Annotated in this window: 42 protein-coding genes and 1 pseudogene; 39 read left to right on the top strand and 4 right to left on the bottom strand. The window is 68.7% G+C overall.

Annotated features, from left to right (window positions below; translation table 11 throughout):
• Positions 1-75: 75 nt before the first annotated feature.
• Positions 76-801, top strand: a pseudogene (locus ACZ7M2_RS40300) (carbohydrate ABC transporter permease); the annotation flags it as partial.
• An 86-nt stretch (positions 802-887) separates the two neighbouring features.
• On the opposite strand, the gene ACZ7M2_RS40295 reads toward ACZ7M2_RS40300, so the two are convergent.
• A complete protein-coding gene (locus ACZ7M2_RS40295; protein ID WP_471599547.1) occupies positions 888-2,174 on the bottom strand; it encodes a site-specific integrase in 1,287 nt (428 codons plus the stop codon).
• Positions 2,175-2,612: 438 nt separating this feature from the next.
• Positions 2,613-3,029: a hypothetical protein gene (locus tag ACZ7M2_RS40290; RefSeq protein WP_471599546.1), complete on the bottom strand. Its 417-nt coding sequence runs from the start codon at positions 3,027-3,029 to the stop codon at positions 2,613-2,615.
• Between the two features lie 166 nt (positions 3,030-3,195).
• Between ACZ7M2_RS40290 and ACZ7M2_RS40285 the strand changes: the two genes are divergently transcribed.
• From ACZ7M2_RS40285 to ACZ7M2_RS40185, 21 genes are all read left to right on the top strand, one after another.
• Entirely contained in the window at positions 3,196-3,456 is a 261-nt protein-coding gene (locus ACZ7M2_RS40285; protein WP_471599545.1) for a helix-turn-helix domain-containing protein, read from the top strand.
• The gene (locus ACZ7M2_RS40280; protein WP_471599544.1) at positions 3,449-3,706 is read left to right on the top strand and encodes a DNA-binding protein; all 258 of its coding nucleotides are present in this window, start codon (positions 3,449-3,451) and stop codon (positions 3,704-3,706) included. Before ACZ7M2_RS40285 ends, ACZ7M2_RS40280 begins: the two co-directional genes overlap by 8 nt.
• A 96-nt stretch (positions 3,707-3,802) precedes the next feature.
• Entirely contained in the window at positions 3,803-4,651 is an 849-nt protein-coding gene (locus tag ACZ7M2_RS40275; protein ID WP_471599543.1) for a hypothetical protein, read from the top strand.
• Positions 4,648-6,084 (top strand): phage Gp37/Gp68 family protein, encoded by a 1,437-nt coding sequence (locus ACZ7M2_RS40270; protein WP_471599542.1) that lies wholly within the window; start codon positions 4,648-4,650, stop codon positions 6,082-6,084. The genes ACZ7M2_RS40275 and ACZ7M2_RS40270 overlap by 4 nt, the downstream gene beginning before the upstream one ends.
• Positions 6,081-6,383: a hypothetical protein gene (locus ACZ7M2_RS40265; RefSeq protein WP_471599541.1), complete on the top strand. Its 303-nt coding sequence runs from the start codon at positions 6,081-6,083 to the stop codon at positions 6,381-6,383. The genes ACZ7M2_RS40270 and ACZ7M2_RS40265 overlap by 4 nt, the downstream gene beginning before the upstream one ends.
• A complete protein-coding gene (locus ACZ7M2_RS40260; protein WP_471599540.1) occupies positions 6,380-6,697 on the top strand; it encodes a hypothetical protein in 318 nt (105 codons plus the stop codon). The genes ACZ7M2_RS40265 and ACZ7M2_RS40260 overlap by 4 nt, the downstream gene beginning before the upstream one ends.
• Entirely contained in the window at positions 6,697-6,996 is a 300-nt protein-coding gene (locus ACZ7M2_RS40255) for a hypothetical protein (protein ID WP_471599539.1), read from the top strand. Before ACZ7M2_RS40260 ends, ACZ7M2_RS40255 begins: the two co-directional genes overlap by 1 nt.
• Entirely contained in the window at positions 6,996-7,166 is a 171-nt protein-coding gene (locus tag ACZ7M2_RS40250) for a hypothetical protein (RefSeq protein WP_471599538.1), read from the top strand. Before ACZ7M2_RS40255 ends, ACZ7M2_RS40250 begins: the two co-directional genes overlap by 1 nt.
• Positions 7,167-7,469 carry a DUF6197 family protein gene (locus ACZ7M2_RS40245; RefSeq protein ID WP_471599537.1) on the top strand — a complete coding sequence of 101 codons (303 nt, stop codon included), beginning with the start codon at positions 7,167-7,169 and terminating at the stop codon, positions 7,467-7,469.
• The gene (locus tag ACZ7M2_RS40240; RefSeq protein ID WP_471599536.1) at positions 7,469-7,834 is read left to right on the top strand and encodes a hypothetical protein; all 366 of its coding nucleotides are present in this window, start codon (positions 7,469-7,471) and stop codon (positions 7,832-7,834) included. The genes ACZ7M2_RS40245 and ACZ7M2_RS40240 overlap by 1 nt, the downstream gene beginning before the upstream one ends.
• 97 nt (positions 7,835-7,931) lie before the next feature.
• A complete protein-coding gene (locus ACZ7M2_RS40235; RefSeq protein WP_471599535.1) occupies positions 7,932-8,459 on the top strand; it encodes a hypothetical protein in 528 nt (175 codons plus the stop codon).
• Positions 8,460-8,629: 170 nt separating this feature from the next.
• Positions 8,630-8,962, top strand: a complete 333-nt coding sequence (locus ACZ7M2_RS40230) for a hypothetical protein (RefSeq protein ID WP_471599534.1) — start codon at positions 8,630-8,632, stop codon at positions 8,960-8,962.
• Entirely contained in the window at positions 8,959-9,459 is a 501-nt protein-coding gene (locus ACZ7M2_RS40225; RefSeq protein ID WP_471599533.1) for a hypothetical protein, read from the top strand. Before ACZ7M2_RS40230 ends, ACZ7M2_RS40225 begins: the two co-directional genes overlap by 4 nt.
• The gene (locus tag ACZ7M2_RS40220) at positions 9,456-10,343 is read left to right on the top strand and encodes a PD-(D/E)XK nuclease-like domain-containing protein (protein ID WP_471599532.1); all 888 of its coding nucleotides are present in this window, start codon (positions 9,456-9,458) and stop codon (positions 10,341-10,343) included. The genes ACZ7M2_RS40225 and ACZ7M2_RS40220 overlap by 4 nt, the downstream gene beginning before the upstream one ends.
• Positions 10,340-11,191: a hypothetical protein gene (locus tag ACZ7M2_RS40215; protein WP_471599531.1), complete on the top strand. Its 852-nt coding sequence runs from the start codon at positions 10,340-10,342 to the stop codon at positions 11,189-11,191. The genes ACZ7M2_RS40220 and ACZ7M2_RS40215 overlap by 4 nt, the downstream gene beginning before the upstream one ends.
• A 67-nt stretch (positions 11,192-11,258) precedes the next feature.
• Positions 11,259-11,801: a hypothetical protein gene (locus ACZ7M2_RS40210; protein ID WP_471599530.1), complete on the top strand. Its 543-nt coding sequence runs from the start codon at positions 11,259-11,261 to the stop codon at positions 11,799-11,801.
• 60 nt (positions 11,802-11,861) lie between these two features.
• Positions 11,862-12,242 carry a hypothetical protein gene (locus tag ACZ7M2_RS40205; RefSeq protein WP_471599529.1) on the top strand — a complete coding sequence of 127 codons (381 nt, stop codon included), beginning with the start codon at positions 11,862-11,864 and terminating at the stop codon, positions 12,240-12,242.
• Positions 12,243-12,527: 285 nt separating this feature from the next.
• The gene (locus tag ACZ7M2_RS40200; protein ID WP_471599528.1) at positions 12,528-12,761 is read left to right on the top strand and encodes a hypothetical protein; all 234 of its coding nucleotides are present in this window, start codon (positions 12,528-12,530) and stop codon (positions 12,759-12,761) included.
• Positions 12,758-13,759, top strand: coding sequence for a hypothetical protein (locus ACZ7M2_RS40195; protein WP_471599527.1), 1,002 nt, complete (start codon positions 12,758-12,760; stop codon positions 13,757-13,759). Before ACZ7M2_RS40200 ends, ACZ7M2_RS40195 begins: the two co-directional genes overlap by 4 nt.
• Complete coding sequence (locus ACZ7M2_RS40190; protein WP_471599526.1) at positions 13,756-14,106, top strand: hypothetical protein; 351 nt, start codon at positions 13,756-13,758, stop codon at positions 14,104-14,106. Before ACZ7M2_RS40195 ends, ACZ7M2_RS40190 begins: the two co-directional genes overlap by 4 nt.
• Positions 14,103-14,294, top strand: a complete 192-nt coding sequence (locus ACZ7M2_RS40185) for a hypothetical protein (protein WP_471599525.1) — start codon at positions 14,103-14,105, stop codon at positions 14,292-14,294. Before ACZ7M2_RS40190 ends, ACZ7M2_RS40185 begins: the two co-directional genes overlap by 4 nt.
• Before the next feature lie 63 nt (positions 14,295-14,357).
• On the opposite strand, the gene ACZ7M2_RS40180 is transcribed toward ACZ7M2_RS40185, so the two are convergent.
• On the bottom strand, positions 14,358-14,558 hold the full coding sequence (locus tag ACZ7M2_RS40180) for a hypothetical protein (RefSeq protein WP_471599524.1): 201 nt from the start codon (positions 14,556-14,558) through the stop codon (positions 14,358-14,360).
• Positions 14,559-14,643: 85 nt separating this feature from the next.
• Between ACZ7M2_RS40180 and ACZ7M2_RS40175 the strand changes: the two genes are divergently transcribed.
• From ACZ7M2_RS40175 to ACZ7M2_RS40095, 17 genes are all read left to right on the top strand, one after another.
• Positions 14,644-15,210, top strand: coding sequence for an endonuclease domain-containing protein (locus ACZ7M2_RS40175; RefSeq protein WP_471599523.1), 567 nt, complete (start codon positions 14,644-14,646; stop codon positions 15,208-15,210).
• Positions 15,211-15,285: 75 nt separating this feature from the next.
• Positions 15,286-16,398 carry a hypothetical protein gene (locus ACZ7M2_RS40170; protein ID WP_471599522.1) on the top strand — a complete coding sequence of 371 codons (1,113 nt, stop codon included), beginning with the start codon at positions 15,286-15,288 and terminating at the stop codon, positions 16,396-16,398.
• The gene (locus ACZ7M2_RS40165) at positions 16,395-16,991 is read left to right on the top strand and encodes a P-loop NTPase family protein (RefSeq protein WP_471599521.1); all 597 of its coding nucleotides are present in this window, start codon (positions 16,395-16,397) and stop codon (positions 16,989-16,991) included. The genes ACZ7M2_RS40170 and ACZ7M2_RS40165 overlap by 4 nt, the downstream gene beginning before the upstream one ends.
• A complete protein-coding gene (gene dnaB, locus ACZ7M2_RS40160; RefSeq protein ID WP_471599520.1) occupies positions 16,988-18,349 on the top strand; it encodes a replicative DNA helicase in 1,362 nt (453 codons plus the stop codon). Before ACZ7M2_RS40165 ends, dnaB begins: the two co-directional genes overlap by 4 nt.
• 9 nt (positions 18,350-18,358) lie before the next feature.
• Positions 18,359-18,841 carry an HNH endonuclease gene (locus ACZ7M2_RS40155; protein ID WP_471599519.1) on the top strand — a complete coding sequence of 161 codons (483 nt, stop codon included), beginning with the start codon at positions 18,359-18,361 and terminating at the stop codon, positions 18,839-18,841.
• Positions 18,772-19,047 carry a hypothetical protein gene (locus ACZ7M2_RS40150; RefSeq protein WP_471599645.1) on the top strand — a complete coding sequence of 92 codons (276 nt, stop codon included), beginning with the start codon at positions 18,772-18,774 and terminating at the stop codon, positions 19,045-19,047. The genes ACZ7M2_RS40155 and ACZ7M2_RS40150 overlap by 70 nt, the downstream gene beginning before the upstream one ends.
• 79 nt (positions 19,048-19,126) lie before the next feature.
• Positions 19,127-19,810 carry a hypothetical protein gene (locus tag ACZ7M2_RS40145; protein WP_471599518.1) on the top strand — a complete coding sequence of 228 codons (684 nt, stop codon included), beginning with the start codon at positions 19,127-19,129 and terminating at the stop codon, positions 19,808-19,810.
• A 44-nt stretch (positions 19,811-19,854) separates the two neighbouring features.
• On the top strand, positions 19,855-20,307 hold the full coding sequence (locus ACZ7M2_RS40140) for a hypothetical protein (protein WP_471599517.1): 453 nt from the start codon (positions 19,855-19,857) through the stop codon (positions 20,305-20,307).
• Between the two features lie 82 nt (positions 20,308-20,389).
• On the top strand, positions 20,390-20,911 hold the full coding sequence (locus ACZ7M2_RS40135) for a hypothetical protein (protein ID WP_471599516.1): 522 nt from the start codon (positions 20,390-20,392) through the stop codon (positions 20,909-20,911).
• Positions 20,912-20,968: 57 nt separating this feature from the next.
• A complete protein-coding gene (locus ACZ7M2_RS40130; RefSeq protein WP_471599515.1) occupies positions 20,969-22,090 on the top strand; it encodes a hypothetical protein in 1,122 nt (373 codons plus the stop codon).
• Positions 22,087-22,362 (top strand): hypothetical protein, encoded by a 276-nt coding sequence (locus ACZ7M2_RS40125; RefSeq protein ID WP_471599514.1) that lies wholly within the window; start codon positions 22,087-22,089, stop codon positions 22,360-22,362. Before ACZ7M2_RS40130 ends, ACZ7M2_RS40125 begins: the two co-directional genes overlap by 4 nt.
• Positions 22,359-22,697: a hypothetical protein gene (locus tag ACZ7M2_RS40120; RefSeq protein ID WP_471599513.1), complete on the top strand. Its 339-nt coding sequence runs from the start codon at positions 22,359-22,361 to the stop codon at positions 22,695-22,697. The genes ACZ7M2_RS40125 and ACZ7M2_RS40120 overlap by 4 nt, the downstream gene beginning before the upstream one ends.
• The gene (locus ACZ7M2_RS40115; RefSeq protein ID WP_471599512.1) at positions 22,694-22,873 is read left to right on the top strand and encodes a hypothetical protein; all 180 of its coding nucleotides are present in this window, start codon (positions 22,694-22,696) and stop codon (positions 22,871-22,873) included. The genes ACZ7M2_RS40120 and ACZ7M2_RS40115 overlap by 4 nt, the downstream gene beginning before the upstream one ends.
• Positions 22,870-23,025, top strand: a complete 156-nt coding sequence (locus tag ACZ7M2_RS40110; RefSeq protein WP_471599511.1) for a hypothetical protein — start codon at positions 22,870-22,872, stop codon at positions 23,023-23,025. The genes ACZ7M2_RS40115 and ACZ7M2_RS40110 overlap by 4 nt, the downstream gene beginning before the upstream one ends.
• Positions 23,022-23,318: a hypothetical protein gene (locus ACZ7M2_RS40105; protein ID WP_471599510.1), complete on the top strand. Its 297-nt coding sequence runs from the start codon at positions 23,022-23,024 to the stop codon at positions 23,316-23,318. Before ACZ7M2_RS40110 ends, ACZ7M2_RS40105 begins: the two co-directional genes overlap by 4 nt.
• Positions 23,315-24,076: a hypothetical protein gene (locus ACZ7M2_RS40100; protein WP_471599509.1), complete on the top strand. Its 762-nt coding sequence runs from the start codon at positions 23,315-23,317 to the stop codon at positions 24,074-24,076. The genes ACZ7M2_RS40105 and ACZ7M2_RS40100 overlap by 4 nt, the downstream gene beginning before the upstream one ends.
• Before the next feature lie 2 nt (positions 24,077-24,078).
• Positions 24,079-24,297, top strand: coding sequence for a hypothetical protein (locus ACZ7M2_RS40095; protein ID WP_471599508.1), 219 nt, complete (start codon positions 24,079-24,081; stop codon positions 24,295-24,297).
• A 296-nt stretch (positions 24,298-24,593) separates the two neighbouring features.
• Here the strand turns inward: ACZ7M2_RS40095 and ACZ7M2_RS40090 are convergent, their stop codons facing one another.
• Positions 24,594-24,887: a hypothetical protein gene (locus ACZ7M2_RS40090; RefSeq protein WP_471599507.1), complete on the bottom strand. Its 294-nt coding sequence runs from the start codon at positions 24,885-24,887 to the stop codon at positions 24,594-24,596.
• Between the last annotated feature and the right edge of the window lie 79 nt (positions 24,888-24,966).

Genomic DNA, 24,966 nt, shown 5'->3' with positions numbered 1-24,966 from the left:
CCGTCTCCGTCAGGACCATGACGGGGGCCGCCGGGACGGCCAGACCGCCACGAGTCGTGCAAAGGAGCCGATTCCATGACATTGGCGAGCGCGACCAGGCGGCCGGCGACGCGCACCCCCGATGCGGGCGGGAGGCGGCGCCCCGTCGACCAGGGGGCCTGGTTCCTGGTGCTGCCCGCGCTGATCCCGATCCTGGTGCTCAGCGTCGGACCGCTGCTCTACGGGATCGCGCTGGCGTTCACCGACGCGCAGTCGGGCCGGACCGCGCCCACACAGTGGATCGGGGCGCTCAACTTCCAGGACCTGCTGCACGACACCCTGTTCTGGGACTCGTTCCGGATCGGACTGCTGTGGGCGGTCGGGGTGACCGTGCCGCAGTTCCTCCTCGCCCTGGGTCTCGCGCTGCTCCTCGACCAGGACCTCCGCCTCCGTCCGCTCGCCCGCGCCCTCGCGATCATCCCCTGGGCCATGCCCGAGGTCGTCGTCGGCATCATGTGGCGGCTCGTCTACAACCCCGACGCGGGCATCCTCAACGAGACCCTGCGCGACCTCGGCCTCGGCGACGGCCACGACTGGCTGAGCGCTCTCGGTACCGCCCTGCCCGCGGTGATCGTCGTCGGCGTCTGGGCGGGCATGCCCCAGACCACGGTCGCGCTGCTGGCCGGGCTGCAGAACACCCCGCGCGAACTCCACGAGGCGGCCGCGATGGACGGCGCCGGAGCCTGGCGCCGCTTCCTGACCGTCACCTGGCCCGCCCTGAGACCGATCGCCCTCGCCATCACGGCGCTGAACTTCATCTGGAAGTCGGGAGATTGAGCCTCCCGATCGCCCTGGCCTGCGGACCCCTTGATCCAAAGAGGGGGAGTGGGAAACGAGTGGGAAACGATCTAGCTTTCTGACCGCCTCAACCGCTCCTGGAGCCCATCCCAACGCTCCTGCAACGTCTTCATGATGGCACGCTCCATCGGCACCGTCACGCTGCTGTAGACCCCCTCGACGCCCGGCACCTCGTGCCCCATCCGGGACTCCACCGCGAACTTGCTGTGCCCGTCCTCGTCCAGCCAGGCCTTGGCCGCATGCCGCAGCAGATACAGACGCTTCCCCTCGAACGTCGGAACCTTGGGGATCGCCGGCCGCGGCTTGCGTACCCGCTCACCGGACCGGGCGTCGGCGCCGTCCGCGATGGGGCGCCAGTACTTGTAGTCGAAGTTCACCGCGCCCAGACTGCCGCCCTCGATCGCCGGGAACACCCACCGGCTGTCATGCGAGTCGAGCAGCTGCTCCAACAGGTGCGCCAGGAACGGCGGCACGACGAGGGTGCGGTAGCTCTCGTACTTCGGAGGGAAGAACTGCAGCTTCCCTTCTGCGTACTGAACTTGGCGTTCAACACGGATCGCCGGCATCAGATCGCCGCCCTTGCCGTAGCGCTCCGGATCCTCCTCGTACCGCTCCTCCTCTTCCGGCCTCTCCCGCGGATCGGAGCCCGGCCAGTTCGGATAGCAGTACTCACGGGTCAGCCCGTACAGCTCGGCCGGCCGCATCCCGGTCATGGCCATCGTCCACATGAAGACGTAGCCGGACTCGCCGAAGTAGATGCGCGCGTTGCGGGCCAGCTGCTCAACGGTCTCCGGGCGGACATCCTTCTTCCGCTCCTTCGGCTTCTTCGTGAACTTGCCGCGCCGCCTGGTTCGTTCGACGGGAGAGGTCTTCATGAGTCGGGGCACCGCGTCGTCGAGGACCATGCCGAGGACCATCATCACGTTCTTCGCGGACCCCGGCCCGACCGCGCCGTTGGCGTACTTGCGGAAGGCCCGATAGGCGAGGACGTCGATGTCGGCGACCGCAGTGTTCCGCTTCTTGAAGTACGGGCGGATGTGGTTCTCGATCACCGACCGGTAGCCGCGCTCGGTCAGGTGCCCGTGATCCATCGCTTCGAGCCAGTCGTCGAGCCAGTCCGACATGAGGGTCTTGCCGTCGCGATTGGAGACGTGATCGCCGCGCCGGATCTCGGACATCTTCTCGAGACCGTGCTCGTAGGCGCTGTCCTCGTCGGTGAAGCCGCCCTTGGACTCAAAACGCTTACGTCCGTCATCGTGGTACTCGCCAGTCCACCACTTCACGCGGCAGGTACCGCCGCGCCATTCGACATAGACGTCGCGCGCTCGTCTCGTCATCTCGCCCCCTGAGTGCCGGTGGTGAGCGGTGGCTCGGCAGGTACCCCTACCGCCGAGACTCCGCACCACTCATGATCTCAGCCAGCGTTGCCCAGCGGACAGCCCTGGCATCTTCCACACTCGCCACCGAGGCCTTGCACCAGACTGCGCATCGTTTCCCGCACCTCGACACGCCCCCACTGGCAGGGGATTACACAGACGATCCCGTTGTCGACCTTGGTGGCCTGACCTAGAAAACCCGGCCCGTAGTCGGCTATGAGTGCGCCTTCTTGCATCATGACTCCCCCTGTTCGGGCTTGAAGGGAGCCTCCAAGGGTGTGGCTTGAACTCTGCCACGTTCAGTGCCGGTTAGAACCACTTGAGTCACAAGAGGTGTGTGAGTAATCGATTACAGGGTCGACAAAGCAAATGGTTGTACGCCAATTGGGTGAACTTCAGTCAGATCCGGCCGCGCTTCCTGAGGTCTTGGACCACCCGCTCGCTCAGCGCCCGGATCTCGTCGGCTGACAGTCCGGTCGTGGCGATCGCTGCCAGCTGCACGGACTCGCGGACGTCTTCGCCGAGATCCTCTCCTGTGAGAGTCGTCTTCACGGCACCAGGGACACCGTTGTCCACCGGCACGGCTCCTGTCGGATCTTCGCCGCGCAGGATCGCTTCACAGCTTCCGGCTGCCCACTGGAGCGCCGGTTCCATCTTGGCGTAGGTCCCGTCGCGGACCACGAGGCCGTCCTCGACGCGAGCCCAGGTGTCCTTCGAGATCTCCGCGGCCTTTGCTGCGGCCAGGCGTGACGGGAACAGGGCAAGGCGTTGCGCCTTCACAGCTTTGGCGAGGCCAGCAAGGTCGGGTGTCGACATGGGGACATCTTGGCAGGGCCAGCCAGGGCCAGCTAGGACCAGGGGCAACTAAGGCCGAATCCTTGACCAGCACATTTGAGGTTGACCTAACTTCGGCTAGATATCCGGCTCGATCTGTTCCTAACTAGAGCTAGACATCGAGGCTATGTACGGCTAACTTCTAGGCATGTACCAACCCCCAACCACCTTCCTGGTGAACGGGCCGAGAGCCCGTGAACTGCGAATGGACGCCGGGGTCGAACTCGCAGACATGGCCAGAAGTGCGCTCATAAGTCGGCGCTACCTCAGCCACATCGAGAACGGCACCCGCAAGCGCATGAGACCGGCCCCGTATCAGCGCCTGCGCAAGGCCCTGGGGGCGAACGAAACCGAACTGATCTTGGCCCCACCCGAGACCACACCCCCCGAGGAGACCCCCCGTGCCTAGCGACAAGTACCTCCGATACGGCCGCCCCACGCCGCCGGCCGACGTGAACCAGGACTTCATGACCATCCAGGAGACGGCCTACGTCCTGGGCTGCGGCGTCGACACGATCCGCACCCGGCTCAATGAGCTGAAGCTCAAGAGCAAGATCGGCCGCCGCGTCATGACCAGCAAGGCCGACCGCGCCCGGATCCACGCCGCAGGACGCAAGCGGGCCGCCGCCAAGCCGGCCGAGCTCCAGCACGCCGCCTAGAGCGGCAAAGAGGCCGCCCCGTAACCGCCAAGCCCGGGACGACCTCGATCGAGATCCACCTTCACCACTGAGAAGAAAGGGGACCCCGTGTCTCCGATGATCGCAGATCAGCCCAACGAGCTGATCCTCACCGAGTCCCGCACGATGCGGGCCCAGACTGCCGGCCGGGTCGACGTCCTCGCCAAGGTCAAGGCCTTGGCGCTGCTGCCGGACGGCGTGCACGCCACGATCGAGATCGTCGCCGGGTTCTTCGAATCCTCGATCGACGCGATCGAGAAGGTCGTGCAGCGCAACCGCAAGGAGCTGGAGGAGAACGGCTACACGGTCCTCCGTGGCGCTGAGTACCGCTCCTTTGCTGCGGACAATCTGTCCGCAGCAAACCCCAAGACTCGGACCGCCGCCCTCTTCACCCGCCGAACGATCCTGAACGTCGGCCAGCTGCTGACGGAGTCGGACGTCGCCCGCCAGGTCCGCACGTACCTGCTGGAGGTCGAGGAGGCTGCTACCCCCGAAGCGCGCACCGAAGCTGCCGAGCTGGTCGCTCTCTCCGAGGCCCGAATGCGGGTGCTCAAGGCCGCCGAGGGCATCGTCGCCTCCGAGTGGCTGGAGACGAAGGCCCGGCTGGTCGTGGCGAAGGCGCTCGGCGAGGAGCCGGAGATCGACCCGCTGAATGTCCCGCTGTACGTGCCGGACTTCCTGAAGTCCCTCGGCTTGAAGCGCAAGGACATCGAGTCCGTGCAGTCCTGGTTCGGCCGGTTCGCCGTCGAGATCTCTGCGGAGCTCGGCATCGACCCGCCCCAGGAGCGGCAGTCGGAGCTTCCGAACGACACAGTCCGCAAGACGAAGGCGTGGACGGAGCGGCATCGCCCCGTCTTCGAGGAGACGTGGGACCGCTACTACGCGGCCAAGTACCCCACCCAGCTCGGCCTGGACGGTGCGGCATGACGAAGATCGAGTGGACCGACGAGGTCTGGAACCCGACGACCGGCTGCGACCGCATCAGCCCCGGATGCGACAACTGCTACGCGCTGGGCATGGCCAAGCGCCTTAAGGCCATGGGGCAGGCGAAGTACCAGACCGACGGCGACCCGCGTACTTCGGGACCCGGCTTCGGCATCGCTACCCACGACGAGGCTCTGACCGAGCCGCTGCGCTGGCGCAAGCCTCGCCGCGTCTTCGTCAACAGCATGAGCGACCTGTTCCACGCGAAGGTCCCGCGCGAGTTCCTCGCCCGCGTGTTTGCTGTCATGGCCGCAACCCCGCAGCACACCTACCAGATCCTGACCAAGCGTCCCGAGCGCGCGGCCCGCATCCTCGGCGGCGGGTGTAAGTGCGGGCATCCGAACGGCGAGCACTTCCGCTCCGACATGGAGTGGGCCGCCACCTCGCATAGCCCGACCTACGTCCCGGGTCTGGAGCACGGCATCTACCACCGCGCCGGCTGGCCCCTCCCGAACGTATGGATCGGCACAAGCGTCGAGAACCAGAAGTACGCCGACCTGCGCATCCCCGCCCTGGTCAAGGTGCCGGCCGCGGTGCGGTTCCTGTCCTGCGAGCCGCTGCTCGGGCCGCTCGACCTCACCCGGTGGATGCCGCCGATCGCCCCGATGCCGGCCGAGCAGGCCCCGGCCACGTGGGCCGAGTGGACCTGGCCGGACTGGGTGCCCGCCCGAGTCCGCGAGGAGATCCAAGGCTCCTGGGGCGCGAGTCAGGGCCGTTCGCCCCGGGACTGGATCCGCGACATGCACCACCAGGGCGCGCCGCCGTTCGGTGCCACGCTCCGCATGGATGACGGCTTCGGTCGCAACCCTCGCCAGCTGACCGGCCGGTACGTCCACGCGTGGAACAACATCGGCCGCCTGGTCCTCGACGACGACCCGACCCGCGAGTACGCGTACACCTCGTTCGGATCCCGCACCCAGGAGCAGGCCCGCGGCATCGACTGGGTCATCGCTGGCGGGGAGTCCGGTCACCGGGCCCGCGCCATGCACCCCGACTGGGCACGCTCGTTGCGCGACCAGGCCGTTGCCGCTGACGTGCCGTTCTTCTTCAAGCAGCACGGCGAGTGGGGTCCGGCTCCGTTCATCGTCCGCGTCTGCGACCCCAAGGTGGGCTGGAAGGGCACCGACGAGGAGCTGGCCGCGGCGAAGGCCGACAGCGAGGCCCGCGGCGCCACCCACGTCCACACCGGCCACTCGTATGAGAAGGACGGCGAGCGGGAGTACTGGCTGCACGAGATCGGGCACAAGCCCTGGTCACTTGAGCGGGTCGGCCTGCCGGACGGCACGGCCGCCATCCGCCGCTGGGGCAAGCGGACCGCTGGTCGTGAGCTCGACGGCCGCACCTGGGACGAGTTCCCGAAGGCGGTGGCGTCATGAAGCGCCTTCCCCGTATCGATCACTTCGCAGTGGCCGCATCGTGCCGGGCGAATCCGGGCGTGTGGCAGCCGGTCGGCGAGTACAACTCGTCACAGTCTGCTGACGGGGCGGCCGGCTACATCCAGAACGCGATGGTGAAGCGGCCGTCACAGCGGTCGCCGTACAGCCCGGCGGGAAGCTTCGAGACGCGGCACGCGCTCACCGAGTTCGGTGCGCGGGTTGAGGCCCGCTACGTCGGCGTCAGTGCCGACGTCGCCTGGTCAGAAGCAGTGACCGCGCTGATCGGCGGTGCGCGATGACCGATCCCATCACCTCCCTCCCCGCCGCTGTTGCCGCCCTGGGCGCCCTGCCGATGCCGGCTGGCTCCATCCGCCCGATCTCCGACCTGGACGTGCCGGCTGCCGACGTCGAGCGGCAGATCGCCCGGGACAAGTTCCAGGCCCGAATGGACCACCTCGCCGAACTCCTCGCCCATCCGGAGACCGCGGACAAGCACGGCACGTCCGGCGAGATCAAGGAGCAGCGGCACTGGCTGCACGACGCCGACCCCGACTCCACCAGCCCCGCCTTCCGCGTGAACCTCACCAAGCACAAGCCCGAGGAGGGCTCCTGATGCGCGCTTACGACTTCTGGGACGAGACCGGCACCGTCGAGTCGGGCCCGTACCCCATCGCCTCCCTGTCGCTGCGGTCGAACGGCCGCCCCGACTCGGACGAGCTGCAGATGATGTTCCGCTCGAACACGCCCGTCGACGTCCAGCTCGCCGTGGCCGATCGCGTCCTGGCCGGTGTGCAGCGGTGGCGGGACAGCATCGCGGAGGGTGCCGAGAGGCGGCGGACCGCGGTCGACGAACTGGCCGCCGCCCGTGAGGAGATCGCCCGCCTGAAGGCCGACGCCGAGGCGGTGGCGTGATGCCCTCCCCGATCCAACTGGCCGATGTGGTGGAGGACGCGCTCATCCGCGTCTGGACCGAAGTTCACCGCGAGTTCGGGCCCGACGAGTCCGCGTGGGAGCCGGGCCAGTGGCGCGAGTACTGGCTGCGCCTCGACGCCGCCCGCTTCGACCCTGAGGTGGTGGCGTAGATGGTGACGCTGTCCGTAACCCGTTCCCGTGTCGCCGCCGTCCTCAGGCGCGCGGTGAAACTGCTGGAGGCGGAGGGTTGGGACCCGCTGCAGAAGCCGATCGCCGACGCCATCGACCGGGCGGCTGGCTACATGCCCGGCAAGGGCACGCCGGACGCCGAGCAGGCCACGCTCGACGCCTGGGAGGCCCTCGTCACCCACCTCGGCGACCAGCTCGTCGTGGAGTGGGAGACCGCCCCGGGACGGACGCAGATGCAGGTGCTGTCGGCGCTCCGCAGCGCTGCCGAGGCGGTGACCCGCTGATGGGCATGGAACTCGCCGACTACGGGCCGAAGCCGGCCGTCTCGGAGCAGGACGAACAGCACCGGGCCGCGGTACGAGTCGCTGGCCACATCGCTGCCGAGCACCCGCACCTGTTCGACGACACCATGCCGCAGCTTGCGGGCCGGCTCATCGCCCGGGACCCGATCGCCGCAGCCGGGGTCCTGGAACTCCTCGCCACGCTCGGCCTGCCGACGGTCCCGTCGCTGGAGCAGATCGGCAAGCGGATCGGGTTCGCCGTCTGCTTCTACCTCGCCATGTACCGCGCGTACATCGCCGAACTGGAGCACGCCGTGCGGGCCGCCAGCTCCGGCTCCATCGACCGAGCCGGACTGGAGGCGTCGTGAGCTACATCGCCGCCGTACTCGGCAACGTCGCCGTCTTCCTCCTCCTGTTCGGCGAGCCCATCAGCCGCCGCATCCGCGCCCGCAAGGAGCAGCAACCGTGAGCACCGTCGACACCGTGCGCAGCATCGCCTCCCACCGGGGCATGTCCTGCCTCGAACTGCACCGCCTCCTCGGCGAACTCCAGCGCAAGGTCCGCCAGCTGACGCCCCGCGCCGAGCAGGCCACCGCCTTGGAAGCCCGACTCGATGAGCAGGCCCTGACCATCAACAGCCTGCGCGAGCAGCTCAACACGGCGAAGACGATCCGTGCCGCCGTCAACGCCAAGGCGTGCCGGTACGACGACGCCGAAACGCGGGCGACCAACGCCGAACGAGAACTCGACGAGCAGACGGAGGAGCTGAACGCACTCCGGGCCTTCAAGGCAAACGTCACCTCCGTCAGCAGCCTGCCCGCCCCGACCGCGCCTCCTACCCCAGCCCATGACCGCTTCGAGACCGGCATCCCGGTCCGCCTCGGCGCCTCACGGCTCGCCACCACCGACCCCGGCCACGTGCCCTCGGCCCGGAGCGAGGACGACACGGTGCCCGTGCCCGTCATCAGCCAGCCCGAGCCGGCCGCCACCTGACTCGCCGGGCCGCCAGATGTCACCGGCTGGCGGACCCGGCGCCAACAACCACACAGTCCGCCGCGTGACGCGCACCCCCCGGCGCGCCGCGGCACCCAGGGCCCGCCGTCACGGCACCCCCCACCGCTGACGGCGGGCCCACCACCCCGCACACCCAGAAACGGAGAACCATGAGCACCAACAGCCCCACCATCCCGCCGGACGTTGCCGCGCACGTCCTGTTCCACTACGGCCGCGGCGGCCACCCCGCTGGCGATTGGGCCGAGGACCTGATCAGCTTGATCTCCCGCGCCGACGACATCAACCGGGACCGGTTCGCCGCCGGATTCCCCGACTACGTCGCCGCGATCACCGCCATCAAGTACGACCCGAACGGCGTCGCTCACCTCCAGGACCTGGCCGCCGGCCGCTGCCCCCGCTGCAAGAAGGACGACGGGCCCAACACGCCGTCCGGGCACTGCGAAGCCTGCGCCCAGCCCATGCCGCTGGACGGTGTCCGATGACCGCCGCCGTCGAGCTCAGGGGCGCCCTCGACGTCACTGCACGCCGCGACAGCCTCCTCGCGCTCATCAAGGAAGGCCCGCGGCGACCCGTCACAACCGGGCGAGCCCAAGACTTGTACAGCGTCACCCCGTGGTCTGGCATCGGCCGCAACGCCGCCCGCCGAGACCTGCGAGACCTCGCCCGACGCGGTCACCTCCTCGCCGTAACCGTCGTCGGCCAGCGCGCCTACCTGCTCACCCCCAAGACCGTCTGGCGCCACCCCGGGGGTCGCGTCCGGCCCGCCTTGGCCCTCCTGCAGGCCATGGCGAACGAAGGCGGCGAGTGGACCCCTGGCCGGGCCAAGGTCGTCCTCCGACGAGCCATCGGCACGAACGTCTACCGATCCGTGGCGCGCCGCCACCTCGACGCCCTGCATCGCGACGGGCTCGTCGAACTGCACAGCGAGCGGCCCGGCCACTGCTTCTACACGTCCCTCATCGAAGGCGGCGCCGCATGACGACCACCCTTGAGCCGCCGGTTGAGACGGCCGTCGCACCGCCCGCCCTGGGCATGCACGACGACCTCTCCAACGACGACTACCACGCGGACAAGACGTCGCTCTCGTCGTCCGGCGCCCGCAAGCTCCTCCCGCCCTCCTGCCCCGCCAAGTTCCGGTACGAGCAGGACAACCCGCAGCCGGCGAGCAAGACCTTCGACTACGGCAACGCCGCCCACAAGAAGGTGCTCGGCAACGGGCCCGAACTCGTCGTCATCGAGCACGACACCTGGAACACCAAGGACGCGAAGGCTGCGGTCCTCGAAGCCCGTGCCCGCGGCGCGATCCCGCTGAAGCGAGCGGAGATGGACATGATCGACGCGATGGCCGCGGAGATCCGCCGCCACCCGCTCGCCTCCGCCCTCCTCGACCCCGCCTACGGGGCGCCCGAACAGTCCGGGTTCTGGATCGACGAGGCCAGCGGTATCCGCTGCCGCGTGCGTTTCGACTGGCTGCCCTCCATCCAAGGAGGCCGCCTGATCATTCCCGACTTCAAGACCTGCGCCGACGCCAGCAACGAAGCGATGCAGAAGGACATCGACAAGTACGGCTACAACCAGCAAGCCGACTGGTACGAGACCGGCGCCCGAGCCCTCGGACTCGGCGACCACACGGCCGAACTCCTCCTCATCGCACAGGAGAAGAAGCCCCCGTACCTCGTCAACGTCATCGGCATCACCCTCGGTTCCCGCGTCATCGCTGGCGCCAAAAACCGGCACGCCATCGAGAAGTTCGCCGAGTGCAGCAGCACCGGCTACTGGCCCGGCTACGCCGACGACGAACCCAACTACCTCGACCTCCCCGGCTACGCCGAGAACCGCGACAAGGAGCTCTACCTCTCATGAACTTCCCCGTCCAACAGGCGCAGGGGCCCGACCGCATTGGCCAGTCCACGGCCGTCGAGCAGTCTCGCGCTGTCGCCGAGGTCCAGGCCGCCATCTACGTGGCCCGCCAGTTCCCGCGCGAGGTCGGCCGCTCCCGCAACGCCATGCAGGCCGCCTGCGGCTCGATGGCCCTTGCCGAGAAGTCCCGCTTCCGCTTCCCTCGGGCCGGTGGCGCCGTCGAGGGATCGACCATCCACCTCGCAAAGGCCCTCGCCCAGACCTGGGGAAATATTCAATACGGCGTCACCGAGATGCGCCGCGACGACGAGTATCGCCAGTCCGAGATGCAGGCGTGGGCGTGGGACGTCGAGGCCAACACCCGGCACGTCCTCACCTTTATCGTCCCCCACGCCAAGTTCGTGAAGGGCAAGGTCGAAGCCCTCATCGACCTGCGGGACATCTACGAGAACAACGCCAACAACGGCGCCCGGCGACTCCGCGAGGCGATCTTCGCGGTCATCCCCGACTGGTTCATCGAAGAGGCCGAAGAGCTCTGCAAGGAGACCCTGCAGAAGGGTGACGGCAAGCCGATCGAGCAGCGCGCCGACGGAGCCATCGGCGTCTTCAAGAGCCTCGGCGTCAGCCAAGAGCGCCTGGAGCAGAAGCTCGGCCGCAAGAAGGACCAGTGGACCGGGGCCGACATCGCCCAACTGCTGATCACGCACAAGTCCATCGACCGCCGCGAGATTGCCGTCGAGGACGAATTCCCGCAGGCCCGCATCACCGGCGGCGAGATCAAGAGCAACGCCAGTCGCGGCAAGCAGTCCCCGCCCGGCGACGACCCGTGGGCCGACGAGCCCACCAAGTAGCCCGCACCCGCAGAGAGCCGCCCGCGGGCTATGCGGGCGGCTCCTGAACCCCAGGAGATCACAGGCCATGACCGCCAACCAGACCGAGACCTCTCCAGGCGACCCGAGCCGCGCCCTCATCGCCACGCTCATCGAGCGCTGGCAGGAAGTCGCTGACGCCTACAAGACTGACCCGCCGCGCGACGACCTCGACCGTCGATACGCCGACTACCGGCACATCTACCTGCGCAACATCCGCGACCTGAAGCGGGTCATCGACTCGGGTCGCGTGCCGTGCTCGCTGATGACCGACGAAGAGCGGCGCCGCGGCGACTGCGGACAGGTCCACGACGACGAGCAGCACGACAAGTACGGCGCCGCCGCTCCCGACATCGACCCGTGGACCTGGGCGGAGATGGGCCCCGGCGAGCGGCGACTCGCGGCCGTGGAGCGGATCGTCACCGGCCACCTCGCCGAAGCCCTCGTCGAAGGCAAGGGCGAAGAGGTTCGCACCTGGGCTCGCAGCCTCACCCACGAACTGCGGCGCACAGACGTCGACCTCCGCGAAGCCATCGCCAACCGCTTCACCGAGATCGCCCTCGGGCGGCTCGACGAAGAGCACCCCTTCTAGCCCGCACACCAGAGGCCGGCCCGCGGGAATCGGGCCGGCCCCTCGACCCAAGGACATCACATGACCCGTCGTCTGTCTGTCGCCGAGCGACTCGCGTCCACCGAGAAGGACGCCCTCCTCGACGACATCGCCAAGCACTCCGAATGGGACCGGTTCCTCGTCGAGCAGGCCGTCCTGCACTTCGGGGAGCGGTACATCACCTTCTCCTGCAACCAGATCCGAGACGTCCTCCCCGACCTCGGCAGCGGCCTCCTCGGCGCCGTCATCAACAGCCTTCGCGGCGCCGGAATCATCGACCACACCGGGCAGATGGTGCCGTCCACCCAGGCCAACACGCACGGGCATCGGATAGCGGTCTGGACTTTGACCGGCAAGGGGCGGGTCATCGCCGCCAAGCGCCGCGCCGCCCGCACCCAGCAGCGGAAGGCGGCAGCAGCGTGACCGCCAACCTGCGCCTTCGCCGACAGCTCTTCCGACAGCTCGAAGCCGAGTTGCGTCGATGCGGCGCCATCACAGGCATCCGTCGGCACCTCACCCAGACCGGCATGACGGCAGACGAGGTATGGGCCGTCGAGCTCCCCATCCGCCGACGAATCCGCGAAGAGCGCGCAGGACGGGGGGTGGCTGCATGAACGACGTCGCCCTCTTCCTCGGCTGCCTGGGCCTCGCTTTCAGCCTCGTCGCCGTGATCGCCGTCATCATCGACCGCCGCAACAGGAGGCGGACGTGATCGCCGTGATCGCCGGCTGGCTCCTCACCCACGACTGGGCGCTCGCCGGAGCCTTCGGATTCGCCGTCGTCTCCCTCGCCCTGCCGGTCATCCTCGCCGCCTACCTGATCATCCTCGCGGGACGGCATACCGGCACCCGCATAGCCATCCGCTGGCACGGGCCCCGCCTCGCCCGCCAAGCCGAGTACTACGCCAACGCACCCATCAACCAGAGGAGGGAGAAGCCGTGACCACTAAGACCCCGCCGGCGCACGGCACCTACGCCCGCGGCAACGGCGCCCCCGGCTACCGCAAACCCTGCCCGTGCGACCCCTGCCACCAGGCCATGCGCCGCGGACGCAAGCAGTACAACGTCAACCGGCAGACCGGCCGACCCGGACTCATCGACGCCACCCCGGCCCGCGAACGACTCACCCTCCTCCGGCAGACCATGACCTGGGAGCAGATCGCCGCCGCCACAGGATGCCGGCCGGACAACCTTCGATACATCGGCGACGGGCGCCGCAAGCAGACCCGGCGCAGCACCCTCAACTCGGTCCTTGCCGTCCAGCCCGAGGCGCCCGCCCCCGGAAAGTTCATCGACTCCACCGGCATCCGCCGCCGCATCCGAGCCCTCCGCGCCATCGGCTATTCCGCGAAGGTCATCGCCGACAAGGCCGGCAGCGCCGAAGTCCGCATTCAGCTCATCTGCTCCGGCCAGCAGCCCACCGTCCGCCACTTCCTCGCCGTAAAGATCCTCAAGGTCTTCGTGGAGCTCCACCAGACGCCCGCACCCGCCGGGCGCAGCGCCACCGTCGCCAGGAAGCACGCCCTCGCCAACGGCTGGGCGCCCCCGGCCGCCTGGGACGACATCGACGACCCGAACGCCGTCCCCGACTGGACCGGGCACTGCGGCACCGACCGCGGCTACTGGATGCACCAACGGCAAAACCTGCCGATGTGCCCGCGCTGCAAGCAGGCCCACGACGAGTGGCTCGACGAACACGCCGACCTGACCATGCAGCAGCTCAACCAGGAACGCTTCCGCGCCCGCGCCGCAGCCACCACCCGCGAAGCCGACCTCGCCCACGACGCCCGCGAACTGATGCGCGTGTGCGGGCTCACCGTCGAGCAGGCCGCCGAGCGGCTCGAGGTCACCCGGCCGCACCTGCACCAGGCGATGAAACGCCACCCCGCGGTCGAGGTGTCGGCCGAGCCTGCGGCGATCTTCGGGGAGGTGGCGGCGTGAGCGTCGACCCGATCCCGTCCGATGCCGACCTGCTGTTCATCGAGACCGAGGCGACCGGCACCGTCCACATCGCCGTCCGCTACCGGGCCTACCACCTCGACGACGACGCCATCACCAAGACCGTCGACGGCGGCGGCGCCTTCATCGCCATGGCCATCGCGCCCACCGTCACCCGCTGCGGCAAGCGAACCTTCCCCCAGTTCGAACGCGACCACGTAAAGACCAACCGGTTCCGCGACGAGCAGCTATGCCGCGCCTGCTACCGCACCCTCACGCCGGCCGACCAAGAACGCGCCTTCGAGCACGAGACGCCCGACGGTGAAGACGACGAGGAGCGGGCCGCGTGAGCTTCTACGTCTCCCTCGTCTGCGAGGCCAGCAGTCCCGAATCCGGCCCCTGCTGGACCGAGGACACCCCGCCCGGCGAAGCCCAGACCGCCACCGAAGCCCGACGCCGGCTCGGCAAGCAGGGCTGGCACCGCACCCGCGACGGCCGCGACATCTGCCCCAACTGCTGGCAAGCCGGCCAGCGCTAACCCGCGCATGACGAAGGCCCCGCAATGGCGGGGCCAGGAAGGAGAGGAGGAGGGGACGTGACGTCAGGACTTGGCAGCCGGCGCGATGCGTGCGACCCACTCACGGGTGAAACCCGTCAGCTTCGCCATGTGGGAGGGGCCCTTGTTGGCGGCGCGGCCCTCCACCAGGAGGTCGCGGAGCTCAGCGTCGGCGTCGTTGAAGGCCTTCTCGGCGCGGGCCCGCTTCTTCGCGGCGGCCTGAATCCTCTCGTCCAGCTCGTCCATGTTGCACATAGTGACATACCGATCTGCGGTCGCGCTACGTTGCCGCGCATTGTGAACGCGATGCGCGAACGCTATTCTCATACGCATGACAGGGGAACTCTTGCCTGTGCCCAACAGGCGTACCGAAACACGCCATGCGACACCCGGGAACGCCTGCACTCACTTTCTGAAGTACGACATGACCTGCCAGGACTTCGATCGCCTGCGGTCTCGCGCGAATGGCCAATGCGAGATCTGCCAGACGCCAGAGAGGGAGACACCGCGGGGGGCCTTGGTCATCGATCACTTCCAGGGCGACGGCCTGTTCTTCGTCAGGGGACTGATCTGCGACCGATGCAACTCGGTCATGTCGCGCCACGACAGGACGGCCGCCTGGGGACCCTCATCACTGCCATGGGCGAAACAGGCTCGCGCCTACCACGTGGCCGCCTTCGAGCGTCCGACACCCGAGCAATTCGAGCAGGCCGATCGCTACATCGCATCCAGGCGGACCTACAAGGTCAAGGACCGACCCTTCGTTCCCATGGAACGGCCGAAGACGCTTCAGGTCCGACTGGACCGGTCGGTGACAGATATGGCCAAGAAGCTGCGTCGACATCTCTCCGACAGGCAGCGAGCTCGGCTGGTCGAGCTCCTCTCGAAGCCCAAGTAGCGCGCCGGAAGCCGCCTTGAGGGCTCACCGCCCAATCCGAGCCCCCAACCAGCACTCCTCGAAGGACACCAACTCATGGCCCGCGGACACGGACGCATCCTCACCAGCATCTGGGACGACGCCGACTTCCTTAACCTCGGCGAGCGAGAGCAGCGGCTCTATCTGTTCCTGATCTCGCAGCCCAACCTGAACCACGCCGGCCTGCTCGACCTCACCCTCCGGCGCTGGTCCCGCAAGGCGCGCGGCCTCACGTCGGCCGAGCTCGAGAAGCTTCTCCAGGCACTGGAGGCCGCGCACTTTATTGTCATGGACGACGACACCGAAGAGCTCCTCATCCGCTCGTTCGTCCGCAACGACGGCGTCTGGCGCATGCCAAAGGTCATGGGCGCCATGGTGTCCGGCGCGCTCGAGATCTCCTCCAAGCGGCTTCAGCAGGCACTGCTCGCGGAGGTGGACCGGATCCCGCTGGAAGAACTCAGCGACGAACCGGCGAAGCTCCGCAACGGCAGCGAAGGTCCCTCAATTCGGCAGCAGGTTGCCGAGCACATCGACACCCTCCGCAAGGCCTTCGGAGACCCCGACCCGGACCCCTCTGAAGGGGGTAACGAAACCCCCTCGGCAACCCCCTTCGGAACCCCCTCTGATACCCCTCAAGAGCCCCCTACTGAAGGGGGTCCGAAAGGCTCTACGCGCGGGCGCGCAGCCCCGCACGTGCGCGCGGCCCCTGCCCCTGCCCCTGCCCCTGCCCCTGCCCCTGCCCCTGCCACAGCTCCGCTAGGGGTGGCTGAGGTCGTCGAGCTCAGCCTGGTCTCCGATGAGGAATGCGGCTACGCCGGAGCGGCAGAAGCCGCTCCCCTCGACGAAGCACCCGTGACGGCCCAGACGATCGTCGGCGAATGGATCGACCGCTGCCAGAAGCGGCCACCTGGACAGACGATCGGCGCGGCTTCCAGGCAGATCAAGAAACTCCTCGAGGAAGACAAGATCCACCCGGACGACGTCCGCCGCGGCATGTCCCTCTGGATGGCCAAAGGCTCCGCACCATCCGCGATCCCCGGCTTCGTCAACCAGGCCATGAACACGCCGGCCGCTGGCGGCAACCGCCACCCGGGCACCGGGTCACGTGCCGACTCGCACACCGCAGACGACTACACGAACTCATCAGTGGAGGACCTGTTCGCATCATGAACACCACCGACTACGACCCCCACAATCACGATGCCTGGCTGGCCGAAGCCCAAGCGGAAGCCGTCGCCAACCGACTGGAAGCCTTCCTCGGCCGCCGCCCCGCCGCCTTCGCCGACCCCGGCGAGCTGCGAACCGACGTCCATGCCTGGATGAACAACTTCCTCGCTGGCCATCACGGATCGCTGATCCTCACCGGCGAGATCGGCACCACCAAAACGTGGCACCTGTGGAAGCTCAACGAGACGCTCATCCGCCGCGGCTGGCAGGGCCTGTTCCGTGTCGCCACCACCTACGACGTCAAGCTCGCCACCGACCGGCCCGTCGATCACGAGGCGCTCACCCGATGGCGCGAGGCGGACCTGTACGCCATCGACGACCTCGGTGCCCGCGCCGTCAACGACTGGACCGCGGACGCCATCAGCGAGCTGATCGACAACCGCTGGCAGAAGCGCCGGCCGACGCTCATCGCAACGAACCTGATCGGCCGCGAAATTCGCGACGTCCTCGGCGACCGGGCCTCATCCCGACTCGGCGACGGAGCAACCGTCGCCCACTTCACCGGCGCCGACCGCAGGAAGGGCAAAACTCAGTGACCCACGACGACTTCGAGCCTGAGCCGCAGCGCGAATCCGCACCCCCGCACGACCTGGCCGCCGAAATGGCCACCCTTGCCTCGATGCTCCTGTCGCGCGACGCGATCGCAGACGTCACCGAGAGCATTAAGAACCCTGCCGACTTCTACCGACCCGCCCACCAGACGATCTTTAGCGCGATCGTTGCCCGCTACGTCGATGGCGCGCCCGTAGACCCGATCGTCCTGGCCGACGATTTGGCCAAGAGCGGCGACGTCAGCCGCATCGGAGGCGCCTCCTACCTGCACCACCTGATCCAGCAGGTACCAAGCGCCACGAACGGCGAGTACTACGCAGGGATCGTCCGCGAGAAAGCCGTACTGCGGAACCTTCAGGCGGCATGCACCCGCACCCTGCACGTCATCGCCGACGGCACCGGCGAGACCGGAGAACTCCTCGACGACCTGCGCGCCGAAGTCGACGGCATCGTCGACGACACCACCCGCGGAGACGAAGACACCCTCATCGGAGCCGACGGCGAAGACTTCCTCGAGCAGCTGGAGAACCTGCAGAAGAACGGCCCGGCCCGCGGCATCAAGACCGGATTCACCGACTTCGACTCGCTGACCAACGGCCTCCAGCCCGGCCAACTGATCGTCATCGCAGCCCGCCCCGCCGTCGGCAAGTCCACGCTCGGCACCGACATCGTCCGCCACGCGACGATCGTCGACGGCCTGCCCGCGGTGTTCTTCAGCCTGGAAATGTCCCGCACCGAACTCAAGATGAAGATCGCGTCAGCTCAAGCGCGGGTCGCCCTGCATCACCTGCAGAGCCAGAACGGCATGACGGACGACGACTGGACCCGCCTCGCCAAAGTCTGGCCGGTGATCAACGACGCGCCACTCGACATCGTCGACGACCCGGGCCTCACGATGACGAAGATCCGCTCTCACTGCCGACGCATCAAGCGGAAGCGAGACCTGCGCCTCGTCGTCATCGACTACCTGCAGTTGATGGAAGGCGAGCTGTCCGGGCGCACCGAGAACAGGCAGCAGGAAGTCGCGAAGATCAGCCGCAGCCTGAAGAAGCTCGCCGCGGAGCTCGAGGTCCCCGTGATCGCCATGTCGCAGCTGAATCGAGGCGCGGAACAGCGCACTGACAAGAAGCCGCTGCTGTCCGATCTCCGCGAGTCCGGAGCGATCGAGCAGGACGCCAACATGGTGATCCTCCTGCACAGGGAAGACGCCTACGACCGCGAGAGCCCGCGAGCCGGCGAAGCCGACTTCATCGTTGCGAAGAATCGCGGGGGCCCGACGGCGACGATCACGACCGCCTTCCAGGGGCACTACTCCCGCTTCGTCGACATGGCACAGAGCTAGGAGGGCGTCATGGCATCTACCCGAGCCAAGCGCGGCCTGGACACAACTCGCGAGCGTCTCCTCGCCTCCGTTACCCCCGGTTGGGGAGGCTGCATCCTGCGCACAGCGGGACTTGACCGCGACGGCTACAGCCTCATCCGTGAGTCTGGCGGGAAGACTCGGCGGGCACATCGCGTGGCCTACGAGCTGCTGGTTGGGCAGATACCGCAAGGGCTCCACCTCGATCACCTTTGCCATACGCGCGACATGACCTGTCCAGGCGGGACCGACTGCCTGCACCGCCGTTGCATCAATCCCGCACACCTCGAACCGGTCGCTGGGCTCGAAAACACGATCCGCGGCGGCAACAGCCGCAAAACACGCTGCAAGAACGGCCACGAGTTCACCCCGTCCAACACCTGGATGGATCGGGGGAAACGGGCATGCCGCGCTTGCAGCCGGGACGCGGCGGCGCGATACCGACTGCGCCGGGCGAGGCGGGATGCCGCGTGATCGCCGTGACCGACTCCTGCCCCAACTGCTGCCGCCGAGGCATAGCCCCTGCCGCTGAGAAACGCCGCGGCGACTCGATCGTCCACGGCTACCAGTGCCCCGGCTGCGGCCACCGCTGGGCCACCAGCCGGCTCCTGTCGGCCTACTCCGAGATCCACCGCAGCAACCCCGGCAACACCAGCCACCAGGAAGGGACCGCCGCCTGACCGCCCCCTGCCGCCCGTTGTCGCCCGTTGACCTGCGCCCACACCACCCCACCACGCGATTCCGCCGAAAGGACACCCGATGACCCTGCCCGCCCCGCTCACCGACCAGCAGCTCAACGACATCGAAACCCGCCTGAACGCCGTCCCTGACGGCCCGTGGGCCCTGTCCGATGACCTGGAGGGCGACGGATACCCCGGCCACCTCTGGGTCGTCCGTACCCCGGCCAGCGGACCGGACGAGCCCGACGAGCAATCGGCCGTGGTGAGCATCGGCAACCGCGCTCTCGGCGAGTTCATCGCCCACGCGCCGGAGGACGTTAACGCGATGGCCGACGAGATCCGCCGCCTCCGCGCCCAAGTCGCCGAGCTGGAGGCGCAGCGGGAGCGGCGTCGTGTCCGGCTCGTCGCACTCCAGAACGACGCGCTGAGCATGCGCGGATCGCTCTCCCCGCACGGCGAGGACCGCAAGGTTCCGTTCCCGCTGGGAGACACGCTCACCCCGGCTGTGGACTGGCTGATCGAGCGCGTCGCCGAGCTGGAGCGCATCGCCACCCCGCGCACCCCGCGGCTCTGCGAGTGCGGGCACAGCCACATCGCCCACACCGTCCCGGCGCCGCACTCCTGTTTCGCGTTCGGCCAGACCTGCCCGTGCCCGGCGTACAGGCAGCTGCCGCACGACGCGGCCATGGCGCAACTCGAACGGAACCGGAAGGCCGCCGCCGAACGCGCCGCCGACCGGCCCGCGCCCGTGTCCGGCCTGTGACCGGACACCCAACCACCACCAACAACCACCAAAGGAGCAGCACCATGACCACCCGCATCTTCACCCGCGAGCATCTCGAAGCCTGGGACCTCCCCGACGCGTGGGCCGACAACGCGCCCGAGATCCTCCACCGCGAACAGGTCGACACCCGCCGCTGGGTCTCCGTCAACGAACTGATCTTCCGCGCACCCGACGACGGCAAGGCCTACCGCGTCTACTACGACCAGGGCCTGACCGAGCACCAGGACGACACCGACCCCTGGAACTACGACCGCGAGATCAAGGCGGCCGAGGTCGAACAGCGGCCCGTTGTCACCCAGCAGTGGCGTGACGCTGACGAGCCGCGCACCGGGCCGCTGGAGCGACTGGCCGGCCTCATGGCGCAGGGGCAGCAGTGGAAGGGCGAGCGGCTCGTCTCCGAAGCGGTGCTGTCGCAGCGGGAGATCCGGGAGGTCCTGGGCTGGCCGGAGCCGACCCCGCCGGCTGTTGACGCGTAGCCATGCCCCGCATGCCGGCCCGCGCGGAGTCGTAGTCCGCGCGGGCCGTGCCTCCCAGCATCTCTCACCGCAAGGAGACCCAATGCCCGACCGCCCGCTGCTGCTCATCGATGTCGACGGCCCGCTCAACCCCTACGCCGCTAAGCCCTCCCGGCGCCCCGAGGGCTACCAGACCCACCGCATGCGGCCCTCCGGCTGGGAGCAGCCCTGGCAGAAGCCGCTCCGTGTCTGGCTCAACCCCACCCACGGCGCCGCCCTCCAAGCACTGCCGTTCGATCTCGTGTGGTGCACGACGTGGGCAGCCGAGGCCAACGAGTGGATCGCCCCGCACATCGGACTGCCCGAGCTGCCCGTCGTCGACTGGCCCGAGGGCGCTGCCCGACGACGGGCGCCGCACGCCCCGACGTTCTGGAAGACCGAGTACGTCGTCGAGTGGGCACAGGGCCGCCCGTTCGCGTGGATCGACGACGACTTCGACGACGTCGACCGCGAGTACGTCGCCGAGCACCACGACGGCCCGGCGCTCCTGCACTGGGTGAGCCCGCGCGCTGGCCTGCTGGAGCCCGACTTCGCCGCCCTCACCGCATGGGCCGCTTCCGCCTGACCTGCCTGCCCGTGGGGCTGTCGTGTAGCAGCCCCACCCCCACCCCTGGAGATCGCCATGACCGAACAGACCCGCACCCCGTACTGCACGAAGATCCGCTACGGCATCACCGGCGCCCCGATCCTCGACGAGTCCGAGATGGATGGCAGCTACGCCCCCGGTGTCGGCGTCGCCCCGACCCTGATCGAACTCAACTATCACGCAGCTTTGAAGGACAGGCCCGCCTACGTGCACGCGGCCGTGACCGGCATCTGGACCCGGTTCGGGAAGCGCGAGCAGCCGGAGCGCACGGTGAACGTGCACTTCAAGAACGGCCCGGACGGCTGGCCCGCGTGGCTGGCCGAGGAAGCGCGGCTCCACGACCCAGACGCCGTGTCTGTCGTCGTGCCGCCCGCAGACCAGGCCGACCTCCGCGACCGCATCGCCAACGCCATCCGCGAATGGCTCGGCGACTGGAGCAAGTCCACCTTCCTTGAGGGCGCCGACGCGGTGTTGGCCGTCCTCCCCGAACTCGCCAACCGGGCCGGCGTGACGATCTGCGAGCTTCCCCACGAGACGATCAAGGACGAGGACGAGTGCGAGCAGCGGCGCCTTGCCGCCGTCCTCCCCGCGACCACCAACCAAACCGCCGCACTATCCGAGGCCGAGCGCACGATGCTGACCTACGCCCTCGACCAGGCCCAGGAAAAGATCTGGTCGGAGGACGGGTTCACCGAAGAGGATCAGGCCGCGCTCGACTCGCTGCGCCGTGCCGAGCTGCGCCGTGTGGCTGGCGAGACACCCAAGCCCGAGACTTGCCCGACCCCGGAGTCCCACAACTGGGGCTGCGGATGCCCGAGCGACGTCGCCGCCGCGATCGCCTCCTGCCCCGGCCGCGAGTTGGACGGACCGACCCCGTGCCGCTGTCCCTGCGAGGGCTGCAAGCACCACTGCGGCGCGCACCAGGAGCCCGCTGTTGTGGTGCAGCCCGCCGAACCAGCCGACACCCAGACGGACCGCATCGTCGCCTGGCGTTCCCTCTCCGCCCAGATGCTCCGCTGCCTGGAGCACGTACCGCCGCCCGCCGCACGAGCGGTCGATTGCACCCCCGTCACTTCCGACGATCTGCCCGACGGCGGGATCTGCACCTACCCGGACTGCGGCGTGGACGTTCTGATCCCGCAGGAGCCCCGCCTGTGATCGTCCACGATGCTGCGTCCGCGTTCGTCGCGATCATCGACGGGGCCAAGGCGGCGGTCCAGATCGCTGCCGGGCTCGCCGCGATCGTGCTGTGCACGCTCGCCATGTGCGTCGGGCCCGGCGTGAAGGCGGCACGAAGCCGTCTCAGTCGCCGTCTCCCGCCCTCGCAGCCCGTCCCGGCCCCCGAGGTCCAACCCGCGCCCAAACGGCGCCCCGTGCCCTCCTGGGCCCACACCGAGCCCTACACCTACGACATCGAGGAAGCCGCATGACCACGCCCGCTGACGAATTGCGCACCGCAGCCGAGAAGCTACGCAACCTCGCAGCCGACGCGACGCCCGGCCCGTGGGAAGGCGTCGTTGACCACCACCAGCACGGCGAGATCAACGCCAGCCTGTGGGCGGACAGCATCGGCTACTACGTCACCGAAACGATCAGCAGCGGTGAGCGTCACCAGGACGACGCCCACTACATCGGAGCCATGCACCCCGGCGTCGGCGCGCTGCTCGCCAAGTGGCTGGAGTCCGCCGCCGAGGACGCCAAGCAGATCGGTCCCGACCCGCACGCCCTCGCCGTGGCCCGCGCCATCAACGGCGGCCAGCCGTGAGCCCGCAGCACCGTCCGGCCGCCCGCCAGCTCCTGACCCGCCAGTCCGAAGGGATCCTCGCCACCGACTACGCCGGACAAGTCCGGGCCGTCGTCATCGAACGCGCCCTGCGGGAAATGGCGAAACGCGACCGGATGCTCGCCCGCCGGCAGCAGCGAGACGGGGACCAGCCGTGACCGACGACCCCGTCTGGGCCGACGTCTGCGGCCACATCAGCGACCTCGTTGCTCTCGCCGACCAGCTACAACACCCCAACCTGCACGGGCAGATCGACGACGACCAGCTCGGCAACATCACCGACGCGACGATCATGGGGGAGTACCTGTGAAGCCCACCGTCCGTGCCCCCAAGCCCAACCGGCACGACCGCGCCGACCGCCAGGCCGCCATCGACAACCTGATTGGGCGCGCCCTCCGAGGCGTCGCCCTCACCATCCCCGAAGCCGCGCTCCTCGCCGACTACGTGCGGGCCGAACGGCAGAACGCCGACAAGACCCGGCAGTCCCTCGCCGACACCACCCGCGCACTCGAACGCCACCGGGAAGCCGCCGACACGGAGATCCAGCGGCTCGAACAGCAGATCGCCGAACTCACCAGCCAGCAGCGAGGAGCAGCAGCATGACCGACAAGATCCGCGCCCCGTGGACGCCGGAGCAGGTGGCCGCCCTGAACCGCTTCCAACGGGAGGGCGGCATGCACCCCTTCACCTGCGGCTATGAACACCCCGCGCACCCTAAGGCGATCCTCCAAGCCACGACGAACGGCTGGCACTGCTACGTCACCGGATGCGACTACGAACAAAACTGGGCCCACGCCTTCATGGCCGACCCGAACGCGTGGCCGAAGTTCCCGTTCGGGGAACGCCACGGCCCGACCCCTGTCGAGATCCGCCGCATGACCGGCCAGCCGACCACCGATCCCGAACTCCGCCGCCAGCTCGACGTCGAGCCCGTCACCCCAAAGATCTGCGAACTCCCGCACCAGACGATCGAGGAGGAAGACGCCTGCGAACAACAGCGCCTCGCCGTCCTCGGTGAGCCCGCGCCGGCCGAAGCGACCCAAGCGACCGACGACCCTGAGCTGACCGCTGAGGAAGCCCGCGACCTCGCCGACGAACTCGGCACCCAGCTGTACCAAGCTGAGGACGCTCTCGCATACGTCGGCGAATGGTGCGACATCTTCGACCGGGAACAACGACCCATCACCACCGCCGACGTCCGTGCATGGCTGAAGGGCGCACGCTGCGGGAGGCAACTCGCCGCCGACGAGCCCGGCCTGTACGAGAAGATCACCGCCATGTTCAGCGGGCCACTCCCGTACCCGTGGCCCGTCACCGAACAGCCCGCACCCGAAGCAACCGACACCACGAAGGAGAACTGACCATGGCCGCACGAGACCCGTTCACACCCGCCGACCGCAAAAAGTGGCACCGGCTCCGCGCCTACCGATACCGCGTCGCCCCTGGCGCGCCAAGGGCCATGTGGAACCGCTCCTTCGGATTCATCATCGGCGTCGCCGTCGTCATCGGCCAGCACGCCTACTGCCTCAAGTGGGCCGACTCCATCCCCGGGCCAATGGTCGGCAGCACGCGATCGCTGTAGCCGTGGCATCCTGGCCGTGGGACGTCCGTCTGCCCTGGGAAACCCGGGCACCCGAGAACCTGTCGGCACAAGCCGGACGACCAGCGGGACGGCACGATCCGGCGGAGCCTCCGCCGACACCCGGCGGTGACGGCCGCCGCCCCGCGCCGTCTGCCGGGATCAGGCCGAGACCAGGCAACTGGACCCTCCCGCAACACGCCGCGCCCGACGGGATCAACGCCGCAGCGGGGCAGAGGCCCCCGGAGACGACAACGCCCCTGCAGCCAACTCGGCTACGGGGGCGCTTCGCTGTGCGGCTACAGCGTCGTGAGCTGGTACGGCTCCGGCAGCGGCGGCAGCGGCACGCCGAGCATGTCGCCCAGCAGTGCGCGGGCGATGCAGTCCCGCTCCACCATCGGCTGGCCGCGGCGCATTGCCAGCAGCAGCCGGCCGCTCTCCCGCAGCGCGTAGCCGCTGAAACCGCGCTCGGTGATCGACGACTCGACCAGCTCGGCGCCCGTCTCGGCGAGCAGCTGGTCGAGTGGCGCAGCCAACAGGCGGGCGGCGGTGATTGTGCATCGTGCGGCGGGCGCTAAGGCAGTAGCATTCACGTGGGCTCCTTTTGACGAGGCGAGCTTGAAGATCAGCGGACGGACATCCGCTGGTCGAACCGGCCGGGGTGTTGACGCA

This window comes from Streptomyces sp. NPDC111507, from assembly GCF_055638955.1.
The sequence above is the reverse complement of the archived record's forward strand: the minus strand, read 5'-3'. Positions and strand labels throughout refer to the sequence as shown.